Raw genomic sequence first — 12,051 nt, 5'->3', positions numbered from 1 at the left:
AACCTTCCGAGACGAAAAATGAGCATTCGTAACATCGCGATTATCGCGCACGTCGACCATGGGAAAACGACCCTTGTTGACGAGCTCCTGAAGCAGTCGGGCTCGTTCCGCGAAAACCAGCGCGTTGCCGAACGCGTCATGGACTCCAACGACATCGAAAAAGAGCGCGGCATCACCATTCTCGCCAAGGCGACCTCGGTCGAGTGGAAGGGAACCCGCATCAACATCGTCGACACTCCCGGCCACGCCGACTTCGGCGGTGAAGTCGAGCGCATCCTGTCGATGGTGGACGGCGCCATCGTTCTCGTCGACGCGTCCGAAGGCCCGATGCCGCAGACGAAGTTCGTCGTCGGCAAGGCGCTGAAGGTCGGCCTGAAGCCGATCGTCGCGATCAACAAGATCGACCGTCCGGACGGTCGCCACGAAGAAGTCATCAACGAAGTCTTCGACCTTTTCGCCAACCTCGACGCTTCTGACGAGCAGCTCGACTTCCCGATCCTCTACGGTTCGGGCCGTGACGGCTGGATGAACGTCAACCCGGAAGGCCCGAAGGACCAGGGCATGGCGCCGCTGCTCGATCTCGTGCTCAAGCACGTTCCGGAGCCGACGGTTGCAGAAGGCCCGTTCCGCATGATCGGCACGATCCTTGAAGCCAACCCCTTCCTCGGCCGCATCATCACCGGCCGCGTCCATTCGGGTTCGCTGAAGCCGAACCAGGCCGTCAAGGTTCTCGGCCAGGACGGCAAGCTGCTCGAAAACGGCCGCATCTCGAAGATCCTCGCCTTCCGCGGCATCGAACGCCAGCCGATCGAAGAAGCGCATGCGGGCGACATCGTCGCGATCGCCGGTCTCACCAAGGGTACCGTTGCCGACACCTTCTGCGACCCGTCGGTTGCCGAAGCGCTGACCGCACAGCCGATCGACCCGCCGACCGTTACCATGTCCTTCATCGTCAACGACTCGCCGCTCGCCGGTACCGAAGGCGACAAGGTCACGAGCCGCGTCATCCGCGACCGCCTGTTCAAGGAAGCCGAAGGCAACGTTGCGCTGAAGATCGAGGAATCCTCCGAAAAGGATTCGTTCTTCGTGTCGGGCCGCGGCGAACTGCAGCTTGCGGTTCTCATTGAAACCATGCGCCGCGAAGGCTTCGAGCTTGCCGTCTCGCGTCCGCGCGTCGTCATGCACAAGGACGACAGCGGCCAGCTGCTCGAGCCGATCGAAGAAGTCGTCATCGACGTTGACGAAGAGCATTCCGGCGTCGTCGTCCAGAAGATGTCCGAGCGCAAGGCCGAAATGGTCGAGCTGCGTCCGTCGGGCGGCAACCGCGTTCGCCTCGTGTTCTTCGCTCCGACCCGCGGCCTCATCGGCTACCAGTCGGAACTTCTGACCGACACCCGCGGCACGGCGATCATGAACCGCCTGTTCCACGCCTACCAGCCCTACAAGGGCGAGATCGGTGGTCGCGTCAACGGCGTACTCCTGTCGAACGATTCCGGTGAATCGGTTGCTTACGCGATGTTCAACCTGGAAGACCGCGGCCCGATGATCATCGACGCCGGCGAGAAGGTCTATGCCGGCATGATCATCGGCATCCACACCCGCGACAACGATCTCGAAGTGAACGTTCTCAAGGGCAAGAAGCTCACCAACATGCGCGCCGCCGGCAAGGACGAAGCCGTTCGCCTGACGCCGCCGATCCGCATGACGCTCGAGCGCGCGCTCTCCTGGATCCAGGACGACGAACTCGTCGAAGTCACGCCGAAGTCGATCCGCCTGCGCAAGCTGCACCTCGACCCGAACGACCGCAAGCGTTTCGAGAAGGCCCGCACCGCCGGCGCCGCCTGATAGCTCTCAGCGATCAGAATAGCTTTCTAAAAAACCCCGGAGCGATCCGGGGTTTTTTGCTGTGTGTGCCACCGATGGGCGACTTGCGGATAAAGTTAAAAAGGCGTTAACCTTCCATCGGGTGCCGTTAAAGTTGCCTGTGGGTTAACGCCGGGCGGCAACCGGGCGGGATTCCTGTTCGCCTTGTGTGTGTTTAGAGTCGCGAGTCATGAAGACTGTTTCGATAGAGATTCGGCCGGGAGAGCCGCAGGAAGCGTCGGCAATCGCCGATGTGCACCGCGTTTCGTGGCTGCAGGCCTATGGCGGTCTCATCCCCCACCGTCCGCTCGTCCAGATGGTCAACCGCCGCGACGAGACCTGGTGGCGCAAGGCGACCCGCGGCCCTGCGACGCTGCTCGTCGTCGACGTGGCCGGAACCATCGCCGGCTATGCAACACTCGGTCTCAGCCGTGCCAAGGCGCTGCCGCAGGAAGGCGAAATCTACGAGATCTATCTGAGGCCCGAATATCAAGGCATCGGTCTCGGACGCGTCCTTTTCGGCGAGGCGAAGAGCCTGCTGCGCTCGCTCGGCTGCCGTGGCCTTGTCGTCTGGTGCCTCGAGGACAGCGAGCATGCCTACCAGTTTTTCCAGGGCGCCGGTGGCACGGATATTGCCGAAGGCATGGAAGATTTCGGCGACAAGCACCTGAAGAAGGTCGGCTTCGTCTGGAACTGAACGCCGGCACGCTTTCGGCAAATCACTGAAACCAGAGACTTATTCGGGCAGCTCGTTGTTGGGTTCGGCGGCCTTGTCGCCCCGCACGCCGTGATAGCCGGGCTTGTCGACGCCGCAGCGGAAGGTCGGTGCCACCTCGTCTGCGACCTTGCGGGCAAGCGCGTTCGGATCCGGATTGGCCAGCGCATCGACATAACCGGCAACGCAGCCCTTGCCATCGGCCTTCTGCGCAACCCTGGAGACCACGAGTACCTGCCCCTGAAGGGCCGGGACCGACGCGCCCGAAGCGTCGGTGTTCTCGATAAACCAGCGCAGGATCGTCGCGACGGGCCTGTCATCCTTGTCGATGCGCCACTCGACCGTCGCGCCGGCATGGTTGAACGGAATGAAGCTCTCGAACGCGTCATCGGCATAGCGCTGGTTGATGTGGCCGAACGAGACGCTCTGGCGGATGTCGACTTCCTTGAACCGGACAGGGTAGTCGCCATGACCGGGGCAGGTCATCAGCGAATACATGCCTTCCTCCTCCGCGATCGTCTTGCACTTGTCGCGGCCGATGTCGATGTAGACGCTCTCGTTGGCGACTGCTGGTCCCGCAGTCATGAGAACCAGCGACAGCGATACAACCCTTCCGTTCATCGTGAACTCCCTCGGACGCGATCTGGAGACCTATAGAAGTCGTTCGGCAGGCGCGAAACGACCGGTTGAATCTGCACTAGAAACGAAAGTTATGTTGCATCGCGGCATGTTTCCCTTTATCCGACGGGCAAACTTCTCAAACCGACCCTGGAGTAGATCCATGCGCATCGACGCGATTTCCATCGGAAAGAATCCACCAGAAGATGTCAACGTGATCGTTGAAGTTCCTGTCGGCGGCCATCCGATCAAGTACGAGATGGACAAGGAAGCCGGCACGCTGGTCGTCGACCGCTTCCTCTACACGCCGATGCATTATCCGGGGAACTACGGCTTCGTGCCGCACACGCTCTCGGATGACGGCGACCCGATCGACGTTCTCATCTGCAACACCCGTCCGCTGGTTCCGGGCTGCGTCATCAACGTCCGCCCGATCGGCGTGATGATGATGGAAGACAACTCCGGCAAGGACGAAAAGATCATCGCCGTTCCGTCGGGTCACCTGACCCAGCGCTACGACAAGGTGCATGAATACACCGACCTGCCGGAAATCACGCTGAAGCAGATCGAGCACTTTTTCGAGCACTACAAGGATCTGGAGCCCGGCAAGTGGGTCAAGATCTTCGGCTGGAAGGACGCTTCCGTCGCCAAGCAACTGATCGCGGAAGCCGTCGAGCGCGCCAAGGGCGCCAAGTAAGCCCATTTGCCGATCAGATCGGCAAGACGCCGCATCAAATCCTCCGGATCGCCCGCGATCCGGAGGATTTTTTTGCGCTGCGTTTCGCCTGAGATGAGGGAGAGCTTGCCCTTGGGCAGCCCGAGCGCCTTGGCCAGAAAAGCAAGCAGGGCCTGGTTGGCCCTGCCTTTCTCCGGTATGGCGCGCACGCGCACCTTCAGGTGCTCTTCACCGTCTGCAGCCGTCTCCAGGCCATCAATGGTATCACGACCGCCATTCGGCGTCAGCCGTACCGTCAGGCGCACATGATCGCCATGCGCGGTGAAGGCCGGCCTGGTCATCCATCGTCAGCCGAGCAGGGCCGGCGCGATCGTCGTGTTGAGGAAGAGCTGGATGAAGTAGAGGATCACGAGCACCACCAGCGGCGACAGGTCGACGCCACCCATGTTGGGCAGCACGCGGCGGATCGGACGGTACAGCGGCTCGGTCAGCTGGTAGAGCGAGCGGCCGATCATGTTGATCGCCTGGTTGTTCACGTTGATGACGTTGAACGCGTAGAGCCAGGAAAAGATAGCCGACGCGATGACCAGAAACCACGCGATGTTGATGATGAAATTCAAGGTGCCGATGACAGCAAGCATGCCGGTCTCCAAATCGTTATTGACAGACATGTAGACATTGAGACCTAAACGAGCAAGTACGCCGGTTTATCGCGCGCGATCATGTTTAACATGAGGCCGCACGAAGGTCGGTCTTCGTGAGCGCGCGTGGCGATCGACCGGATCTGCTCCGCGTGCCACGGGTTTGATTTGTCGCATGTCGTTTTTGCCGAACCGCTGCGCAGTTTTGCGCGACGCGCCCTAGGAGCGCCTCCCCGATGTCCGCCGTTCATGCCTCGCATCGTTTTGCCGCTTTCCGGCATGTCGGCTACCGCCGCTACTTCTTCTCGCGGTTCCTCGCCTATTTCGCGATCCAGATCATCTCGGTGGCCGTCGGCTGGCAGATCTACGACCTGACGCGCGATCCCTTCGATCTCGGGCTGATCGGTCTTTTCCAGTTTCTGCCGTCGCTGGTGCTGATCCTCGTCACCGGGTCCGTGGCCGATCGCTACAACCGGCGCATGATCATGGGCATCTGCATGGTCGTCAGCACGCTTTGCGCCGCAGCCCTCTTGATGCTGACGGTCACCGGCCTGTTCTCGCCCTGGCCTGTCTATGCGGTCCTCGTCGTCTTCGGCATCGAGCGCGCCTTTCTCGCACCGGCGTCGCAGTCGCTGGCGCCGAACCTGGTGCCGCCGGAGGACCTGCCCAATGCGATCGCCTGGAATTCGACTTCCTGGCAGACGGCGATGATCGTCGGCCCGGTCGCAGGCGGCCTGATCTATGCGCTCGGTTCCGTCGTTCCCTATGCGGTCGGCCTTTGCTTCTTCCTCGCAGCAGCCCTCATGGTCTTTGCCATTCCGAAGCCGGCGACCCGCACCGCACCCTCGGCCCAGAGCTGGAAGACGATCACCGCCGGCTTCCGCTACATCAAGGCGGAAAAGGTGGTGCTCGGCGCCATCTCGCTCGATCTCTTCGCCGTGCTGCTCGGCGGCGCCGTCGCGCTGATGCCGGTCTTTGCCCGCGATATTCTGGCACTCGGTCCCTGGGGCCTTGGCCTGCTGCGGGCGGCACCAGGCATCGGCGCCGTCAGCATGGCTATCTGGCTTGCCGCCCACCCGATCCGCCACCGGGCCGGCTTCTACATGTTCGTCGGCGTGGCGCTCTTCGGTCTTGGCACGATCATCTTCGGGCTATCCGCCACGCCCTGGATTTCGATTGCGGCCCTCATCGTCATGGGGGCCGCCGACATGATCTCGGTCTACGTGCGCGAGACGCTGATCACGCTCTGGACGCCCGACGAGCTGCGCGGCCGGGTCAATGCCGTCAACATGGTCTTCATCGGCGCATCGAACGAGCTCGGCGAATTCCGCGCCGGCATGATGGCGTCCGGCTTCGGCGCGGTCTTTGCCGTCGCATTCGGTGGCATGGGGACTTTGCTGGTCTCGGGGCTCTGGGCGCTCGGCTTCCCGCAACTGCGCAAGATCGACACGCTCGACGTGCCGGAACATCACAAGCAACTTTAGCCTACCACGGCCTTCACGTTGCCTGCGGTCGCTCGTCGCGCAGGAAGATCAGGTCGAGGAAGTTCTCCATCCAGGTGCGCAAGGGGCCATCATGCTGCATGCGGCCGTCGAGGTGGGCCTTGCCGATCTGGGCGCCCGGCAGTTCGAAGCGGTGCGCGCCGTGCACGACCCATCGATGCATCATCGCGCGGGTGAGTTCGCCATGGAACTGGATGCCCCAGGCGTTTTCGCCATAGCGGAACGCCTGGTTGGGGTAGGTGTCGCCGGTTGCGAGCAGCTCGGCTCCAGCGGGCAGGTCGAACCCCTCGCGATGGAAATGGTAGACCATATCAGGCCAGTCGATCAGCGCCTTGCCGGCCTCGGTCGCAACCAGCGGATACCAGCCGATCTCGGTCATGCCTTCGTGATGCGGCGCGACGGAGCCGCCGAGATTGCGCGCCAGCATCTGCGCGCCGAGGCAAATGCCGAGATAGGGCTTGTTCTCCTTGAGCGGCACGGACAGCCAGTCGATCTCGCGGCGGACGAACTCTTCCTCGTCATTGGCGCTCATCGGGCCACCGAAGACGATGGTGCCGCTGTGGCGTTCCAGGGTCGATGGCAGGTCGTCGCCGAGCGCCGGACGGCGAATATCCAGCCGAAAACCTTTCTGTTCCAGGATCTGCCCGACGCGGCCGGCACTCGATCGCTCCTGATGCAGAATGATCAGGACCGGGTCTCGGGTGCTTTCGTCCGGTATCGGCATTTCAGTTTTCCTGTTGCGGCTCTGTTTCCACGGCGGCATTGCTCCGCGCCGCAGCCTCCTGCCGCATGAGCACCCGGTCGCGGCCGGAGACGCCCAAGAGATCGGCGATCCGCCAGATCACGTGGTCTTCCATCTCGCTGCGCTCGCCGTCGGCGTAGACGATATCCCAGAGCATGCCCACCAGTTCGACCCGCTGCTCCTCGGAGAGGTGGCGTTTGATCTCGGCGGTGAACTGGTAGAAATCGATCGCTTCGCTCTCGGCGGTCTCGCCGGCTTCGATTAATTTGGAGAGCGAGGCGTCGTCGAGCTTGTAGTGCTCCTTGATGACCTTGCGCATCTTGCGCCGCTCGGACGAAAGGATCCGGCCATCGGCCTCCATGACCTGGAAGCAGAGCGCGATGACCGCCACCCTCGGATCGCCATGCTGTATGCGCGTCGCCGGGCCCGTAAGCCCGTCGAGAAACGTCCGCAAGCGTTCAAACATCTATTCTGCCCAGCCCCTTGAACTCAAAACAATCGGAAGCCGGCTTTTTCCGGCACTTGCTCGGCGCTTGTCGGATCGCGGACGCCAGGATCGTCAGGCGGCCTCCCGAAGAATGGATCGGGCATCTGCTCGCCATTGGCATTTTCTTCCTTGGTTCGCGTTTTGACCGGGGCTTTGTCGACAACCGGCTCGGGCTTGCGCTCGACGACCTTCATTGCCGGTGTCGGTTGAACCGGTTCTTCGCGCACGGCCTCAAGGATGACGGGCGCCTCTTCGCGTCTTGCCACCGGCGCCGGTTCGTGCGCATGCGGCTCGACGGCGACTGCCGGCAGGCTGCGGATCGCCTCGTCGGCAGTCGACTGATCGTGATCGACGGTCGCCGAAAGGGTATGCGGCGATGCCTTCCACTCAAAGGCGTCGAGCCGGCCGCTGACCGGCGAAACCGGCAGCCAGGTCGGTGACGTCACGCCGTCTGCGGTCCAGGCCGGATCGCGCGGGCTCTTCAGCGCCTGCGCCATCCAGTGGCGGATGCGGCCCTCGTCTCCGGTATCGGCCTCTTCGATGTCGGCCAGCAGCAGGAAGACGCTTTCGGTCGGATCGAGCCTTGCAGCGGCTTCCGCCTTGGTACGGGCCAGCAGCAGTTCCCGCGCTTCGAGCGCGGCTTCGGCGACGGCGGCCATGGCGACGGCATTGTTTGGTCTCAGCGCCTCGAGCTTGCGGGCCCGTTTCAGGCGATCGACGGCCGTGTCGCCGCCGCGGGCGCGCACGTAGAGCCGGGCCACATCCGGATGCGGATCGTGCTTCCAGCTCTTTTCGAGGATCGAGGTTCCCTTGCGCAGATTGTCCTCGCGAAACAGCGCCTTGGCGGCGGTAAGTGCTGCAGGCACCAGGTGATCGTCGAGCTTGAGGGCTGCAAGCGCATCGTCGCGCGCCGATTTCAGGTCGCCGTCGAGCTTCGTCATCGCCCGGGCGGTGAGCAAGACCGCCTTCTTGCGGTCGGCCTCCTTGCGGTCGACCACGTGGGCGGCACGGCTCTGGTCGAGCAGGCGCAAGGCGTCGTCCCAGTGCCCGGCCTGGCTCTGGCTGTCGAGCGTCGCAAGCGCTGCCCAGGGCAGGTGCGGCGCCTTTTCGGCGGCGCGCTCGGCATATTGCCGGGCAGCCTCGTGGGCGCCGAGCCGCTTGGCTTCGAGGTAAAGACCACGAAGGCCAAGCTCACGGGTTTCCGGATCGTCGGCCATCAGTTCGAACTTGCGGCGGGCGTCGTCGTACTTGCCCTCGATCAGCGCCGTCTGCGCTTCGAGCAGGTGGATCAACGGTTCCTGGTCGGCGCTGATCAGCCCGCGGGTGCGGGCCGTCATCTTGCGCGCAAGGTTGGCGTCGCCGGCGCCGGCCGCGATCAGGCCGGTCGAGAGCGCCTGGTAGCCGCGGTCGCGCTTGCGGGCGCGGAAGTAACGGGTGACGGTGTGCGGCGACAGCCAGACGGTGCGCACCAGCCAGACCGCGATCAGCACCGCGGCGATCAGCGAGATCAGCAGCGAAGCCGCACGCATGAGGCTCATCTCGACGAGCTGTCCCTGCCAGACGAGCGAGAGCTCGCCGGGGCGATCGGCAAGCCATGCGAAGCCGAGGCCGAGGCCGAGGACAATGAGGATGAAAAGCAGTATGCGGATCATGTGTCTTCCTCAGCCTGCTGTGCCTGGTTTCGCCATCGTCGCGGCGACGGCGGCATCGATCACGCCTTCGACGCGCAGGCGCTGGTCCAGCTTGGCCTTGAAGGCCTCGCCCGCCGGCCTGGCGGCGGCCGGCAAGCCCTGCCATTCCAGTGCCGCACCCTTCAGGTCGCCATTGTTCAACTTGTCCTCGATGCGGGCGATCACAGCCTCCGGTGTCTCGCCTTCGACGCTGCCGACCGGGCGCACACGAATGCCGGACATGGCGCTCGACACGAGCCGATCGAAAATGCCTTCGTTCGGGTCGGGCTGATTGAGGGCGTCGAGCATGGCGTCGGCAGCCCCCGGGAATTCGCGGCGCAGATCGGTGCGTGTCGGCACGCCCACCTGGGCGTCCTGCGCCAGTCCTGCCACGGCCTGCTCGTCCGGCGCAATGCTGCGCAACGCGTCGAGCTCGGCGAGGAACGGACCGCCGCGATCGATCGCGGACTTGAGCGCCGTGACCGCAACGGCCTTGGCCATCTGGATGTCGTTGACCGGCTCGTTCAGCTTCTGCTCGGCCGATTCGATGCGGCTTGTGAGTTCCGCCTTCTCGGCGGTTGCCGCAGTTTGAGCGTCGGCGAGCGTGGACTTGAGGCCGGCGATCTCCTTGGTGAGGTTGTCCACCTGCGCCTTCAGCGCCTCTGCTTCCGCGCTGGCGGCGGCGTTGGACCCGCCTTGAGCGCCGGACTGCTCCAGGGCGGCGATACGGCCTTCAAGGGCCGTGTTGTCGACGACGGCGGCCGGTGTGGGCAGGCCTGCGATCTGGTCACGCAGCGCCTGCAATTCCGTCGAAACGGTCGAGGAAGCGCCGCGATCCGGTCCGAGCGCCGGAATGAAGCCGGCATATTGCAGGCCGCCGAAGCCGAGCAGTGTCACCAGGCCACCGACGATACCTGCAGCGAGCGCGCCGGAGCTGGATACGGGTTTCGGTTGGGCTGTCGGTTCCGGCTCACGGGTTACGACGTGGGGCGGCTCTTCGGCAAAAGCGGCGGCGGCGGCATCGGCCGCCGCATCGGCGCGCTGCTCCTCGATTTCTTCCTGAAGACGGGAGCTGGCGATGCTGTCATCGCTGCGGTCGGCCGGCGCATCATCCGCGTTGGCATCGCCTTCGGCGTTAGGGCTTGCCGTTTCCACGATGGTCTCGCGGCCTGCTTCTGCCTCGGACGGTTCCGCGACGGTTTTTTCCGCTTCGAGGTCGATCGTCAGCGGTTCCTTCTCGGACTTCGAGCGGCGCGGCGGGTTTTCCGATACCATGGTGACCTCTTACCGTTGGTGCCTGTCGGCTCTTCTCTCAAACCTAGTCAGCCGGAACGGGGAGGGAAAGCCCCTTCGTTCCAATTTTGGATGAATTCGACGTTAGAGAAGCCTGATAAGGCTGTCTTCATCGGGCCTTGCGGCAATCTCGCGCACAGCGCTGCCCGGCAAAGCTTCGGCGATTTCGGCGCTGAGGCAAAGGTAGCGCGAGGCGAAAGAGGGCGCGGCAAGGCCGGCTTCCGACAGGAGATCGGAAAGCCGTCGCGCCGTCGCGCGCGAATAGACCAGCACGCGATCGAACGGGCCAGAGCGGATGGCGTCGTGAAAGGCCGAGGGCCGGTAGGGGATCGGGTCCATGCGGTAGCAATCCACCGCATCATGGTCGATGCCGCTCTGACTCAGCGTCTTTTCCAACGCTTCGGAGCGCGGCGTTCCGGCGAGGTAAAGCAGGGGTCGCTTCACCGGAGTGGCGATCGTCGCAGCGATCATTTCGGCGAGCGCTTCGCCGGTTCCCTGGCCGGTGCGGATATCGGTGAAGCCGAGAGCTTTTGCGGCGCGCGCGGTCGCCTCGCCAACACAGAAACACGGTTTCGTCAGGTGATCCTTCAAGCCGTCACCGAGCGATGCGAGAACCCTCAAGGCTTCAGCGCTGGTCAGCACGATGGCCGTATGCTCGGCCTTGAGCGCCGCTTCAGCGGCGGCAGGGAGATGCGTCGCCTGCATCATCGGCAAGAGGACAGGCTGGTGGCCGGCAGCCTGTAGCCGGCGTGCCGTCGTCTCGGCGGCGGGAAGCGGCCGGGTGACGAGCACGCGCATCGGCTCAAGACCAGCTTGCAAAGAAGCCGGGGCCGGCCTTGGCGCGGATCTCCTCGCCGGCCCTTTGGCCAAGCGCTTCGGCGTCGGCTGTCTTGCCTTCGATGGCCGCACGGTGATGGGTGCGGCCATCCGGCGTCAGGATCATGCCGGAAAAGCGCAGATGGGTGCCGTCCGATACGGCAAGGCCGGCGATCGGCGTGCGGCAGGAGCCGTCGAGCGTCGCCAGGAAGCCGCGCTCGCAGGCGACCGCCTCGTGGGTGCGCGCATCGTCGATCGCTGCAAGCAGATCGTTGATGCGGCGATCGCCGATCCGGCTCTCGATGCAGATCGCCCCTTGCGCCGGTGCCGGCGGAAACGCCTCCGGATCGAGCAGTTCGGTCGGAACGTCGGTCATGCCAAGCCGCTTCAGCCCGGCATAGGCGAGCAGTGTGGCATCCACCTGGCCTTCGGCGAGTTTTCGAAGCCGCGTCTCCACCTGGCCGCGATAGGTGATGACGTTGATGTCGGGCCTGAGGCGGCGGATCAGCGCCTGGCGGCGGAGCGAGGACGAGCCGACGGTGACGCCGTCTGGAAGTTCCAGCAGCCTTGGCGCCGTGCGGCCGATGAAGGCGTCGCGGACATCTTCACGCGGAAGATAGGCGGAAAGACAGAGGCCATCGGGCAGCTTCGTCGGCATGTCCTTGGACGAGTGCACGGCGAAATCGAGTTCGCCCGACAGCAGTTGCTGCTCGATTTCCTCGGTGAAAAGGCCCTTGCCGCCGATTTCCGCAAGCGAGCGATCGGTGATGCGGTCGCCCTTGGTCGAGAGCACGACGACCTCGAACATTTCCGGCGCAAGACCATGCACTGCGGCGAGGCGATCGCGCGTTTCATGGGCCTGGGCGAGCGCCAGCGGGCTGCCGCGCGTGCCGATCCGGAAAGGTTTTGTTTGCATCAAAGGCTATCCATTGTTACCGGAGTTCCGTGTACCCACCTTTCGGTGCGACCGCAATCTTTGAGTAGTTCCTGATGTCTCCGCCCCTGCGCATCCTCGGCATAGAAACAAG

General features: G+C 63.8%; 12 protein-coding genes and 1 pseudogene. 4 read left to right on the top strand and 9 right to left on the bottom strand.

Going from position 1 to position 12,051, the window contains the following annotated elements; genetic code table 11:
- The first annotated feature begins 18 nt into the window (after positions 1-18).
- Complete coding sequence (gene typA / locus VGO12_RS30390) at positions 19-1,845, top strand: translational GTPase TypA (RefSeq protein ID WP_327516457.1); 1,827 nt, start codon at positions 19-21, stop codon at positions 1,843-1,845.
- Between the two features lie 208 nt (positions 1,846-2,053).
- Positions 2,054-2,560, top strand: a complete 507-nt coding sequence (locus VGO12_RS30385; protein ID WP_327499801.1) for a GNAT family N-acetyltransferase — start codon at positions 2,054-2,056, stop codon at positions 2,558-2,560.
- A 39-nt stretch (positions 2,561-2,599) separates the two neighbouring features.
- Here VGO12_RS30385 and VGO12_RS30380 read toward each other — a convergent pair whose 3' ends face one another.
- Positions 2,600-3,199 (bottom strand): hypothetical protein, encoded by a 600-nt coding sequence (locus tag VGO12_RS30380; protein WP_327516456.1) that lies wholly within the window; start codon positions 3,197-3,199, stop codon positions 2,600-2,602.
- 160 nt (positions 3,200-3,359) lie between these two features.
- Between VGO12_RS30380 and ppa the strand changes: the two genes are divergently transcribed.
- Complete coding sequence (gene ppa / locus VGO12_RS30375; RefSeq protein WP_327499799.1) at positions 3,360-3,893, top strand: inorganic diphosphatase; 534 nt, start codon at positions 3,360-3,362, stop codon at positions 3,891-3,893.
- Between the two features lie 11 nt (positions 3,894-3,904).
- On the opposite strand, the pseudogene VGO12_RS30370 reads toward ppa, so the two are convergent.
- Both VGO12_RS30370 and VGO12_RS30365 read right to left on the bottom strand, forming a co-directional pair.
- A pseudogene (locus VGO12_RS30370) lies at positions 3,905-4,213 on the bottom strand (DUF167 family protein); the annotation flags it as partial.
- 6 nt (positions 4,214-4,219) lie between these two features.
- Complete coding sequence (locus tag VGO12_RS30365; RefSeq protein ID WP_327516455.1) at positions 4,220-4,513, bottom strand: YggT family protein; 294 nt, start codon at positions 4,511-4,513, stop codon at positions 4,220-4,222.
- A 236-nt stretch (positions 4,514-4,749) separates the two neighbouring features.
- Between VGO12_RS30365 and VGO12_RS30360 the strand changes: the two genes are divergently transcribed.
- A complete protein-coding gene (locus tag VGO12_RS30360; protein ID WP_327516454.1) occupies positions 4,750-5,997 on the top strand; it encodes an MFS transporter in 1,248 nt (415 codons plus the stop codon).
- A 13-nt stretch (positions 5,998-6,010) separates the two neighbouring features.
- Here the strand turns inward: VGO12_RS30360 and VGO12_RS30355 are convergent, their stop codons facing one another.
- From VGO12_RS30355 to hemC, 6 genes are all read right to left on the bottom strand, one after another.
- Positions 6,011-6,739 (bottom strand): glutamine amidotransferase, encoded by a 729-nt coding sequence (locus VGO12_RS30355; protein WP_327516453.1) that lies wholly within the window; start codon positions 6,737-6,739, stop codon positions 6,011-6,013.
- 1 nt (position 6,740) lies between these two features.
- Positions 6,741-7,223 (bottom strand): TerB family tellurite resistance protein, encoded by a 483-nt coding sequence (locus tag VGO12_RS30350; protein ID WP_327516452.1) that lies wholly within the window; start codon positions 7,221-7,223, stop codon positions 6,741-6,743.
- A 23-nt stretch (positions 7,224-7,246) separates the two neighbouring features.
- Entirely contained in the window at positions 7,247-8,896 is a 1,650-nt protein-coding gene (locus VGO12_RS30345) for a heme biosynthesis protein HemY (RefSeq protein ID WP_327516451.1), read from the bottom strand.
- A gap of 9 nt (positions 8,897-8,905) precedes the next feature.
- A complete protein-coding gene (locus tag VGO12_RS30340) occupies positions 8,906-10,189 on the bottom strand; it encodes a hypothetical protein (protein ID WP_327516450.1) in 1,284 nt (427 codons plus the stop codon).
- 102 nt (positions 10,190-10,291) lie between these two features.
- Positions 10,292-11,005 (bottom strand): uroporphyrinogen-III synthase, encoded by a 714-nt coding sequence (locus VGO12_RS30335; protein WP_327516449.1) that lies wholly within the window; start codon positions 11,003-11,005, stop codon positions 10,292-10,294.
- A 4-nt stretch (positions 11,006-11,009) separates the two neighbouring features.
- Positions 11,010-11,939: a hydroxymethylbilane synthase gene (gene hemC, locus VGO12_RS30330; RefSeq protein WP_327516448.1), complete on the bottom strand. Its 930-nt coding sequence runs from the start codon at positions 11,937-11,939 to the stop codon at positions 11,010-11,012.
- Between the last annotated feature and the right edge of the window lie 112 nt (positions 11,940-12,051).

It is taken from the genome of Ensifer sp., assembly GCF_035999135.1.
GTDB lineage: Bacteria > Pseudomonadota > Alphaproteobacteria > Rhizobiales > Rhizobiaceae > Ensifer.
The sequence above is the reverse complement of the archived record's forward strand: the minus strand, read 5'-3'. Positions and strand labels throughout refer to the sequence as shown.

Bases quoted from the DNA above. Each gene is read 5' to 3' on its own strand.
- typA (WP_327516457.1), top strand. From the start codon at position 19: ATGAGCATTCGTAACATCGCGATTATCGCGCACGTCGACCATGGGAAA.
- VGO12_RS30385 (WP_327499801.1), top strand. From the start codon at position 2,054: ATGAAGACTGTTTCGATAGAGATTCGGCCGGGAGAGCCGCAGGAAGCG.
- VGO12_RS30380 (WP_327516456.1), bottom strand. From the start codon at position 3,199: ATGAACGGAAGGGTTGTATCGCTGTCGCTGGTTCTCATGACTGCGGGA.
- ppa (WP_327499799.1), top strand. From the start codon at position 3,360: ATGCGCATCGACGCGATTTCCATCGGAAAGAATCCACCAGAAGATGTC.
- VGO12_RS30365 (WP_327516455.1), bottom strand. From the start codon at position 4,513: ATGCTTGCTGTCATCGGCACCTTGAATTTCATCATCAACATCGCGTGG.
- VGO12_RS30360 (WP_327516454.1), top strand. From the start codon at position 4,750: ATGTCCGCCGTTCATGCCTCGCATCGTTTTGCCGCTTTCCGGCATGTC.
- VGO12_RS30355 (WP_327516453.1), bottom strand. From the start codon at position 6,739: ATGCCGATACCGGACGAAAGCACCCGAGACCCGGTCCTGATCATTCTG.
- VGO12_RS30350 (WP_327516452.1), bottom strand. From the start codon at position 7,223: ATGTTTGAACGCTTGCGGACGTTTCTCGACGGGCTTACGGGCCCGGCG.
- VGO12_RS30345 (WP_327516451.1), bottom strand. From the start codon at position 8,896: ATGATCCGCATACTGCTTTTCATCCTCATTGTCCTCGGCCTCGGCCTC.
- VGO12_RS30340 (WP_327516450.1), bottom strand. From the start codon at position 10,189: ATGGTATCGGAAAACCCGCCGCGCCGCTCGAAGTCCGAGAAGGAACCG.
- VGO12_RS30335 (WP_327516449.1), bottom strand. From the start codon at position 11,005: ATGCGCGTGCTCGTCACCCGGCCGCTTCCCGCCGCCGAGACGACGGCA.
- hemC (WP_327516448.1), bottom strand. From the start codon at position 11,939: ATGCAAACAAAACCTTTCCGGATCGGCACGCGCGGCAGCCCGCTGGCG.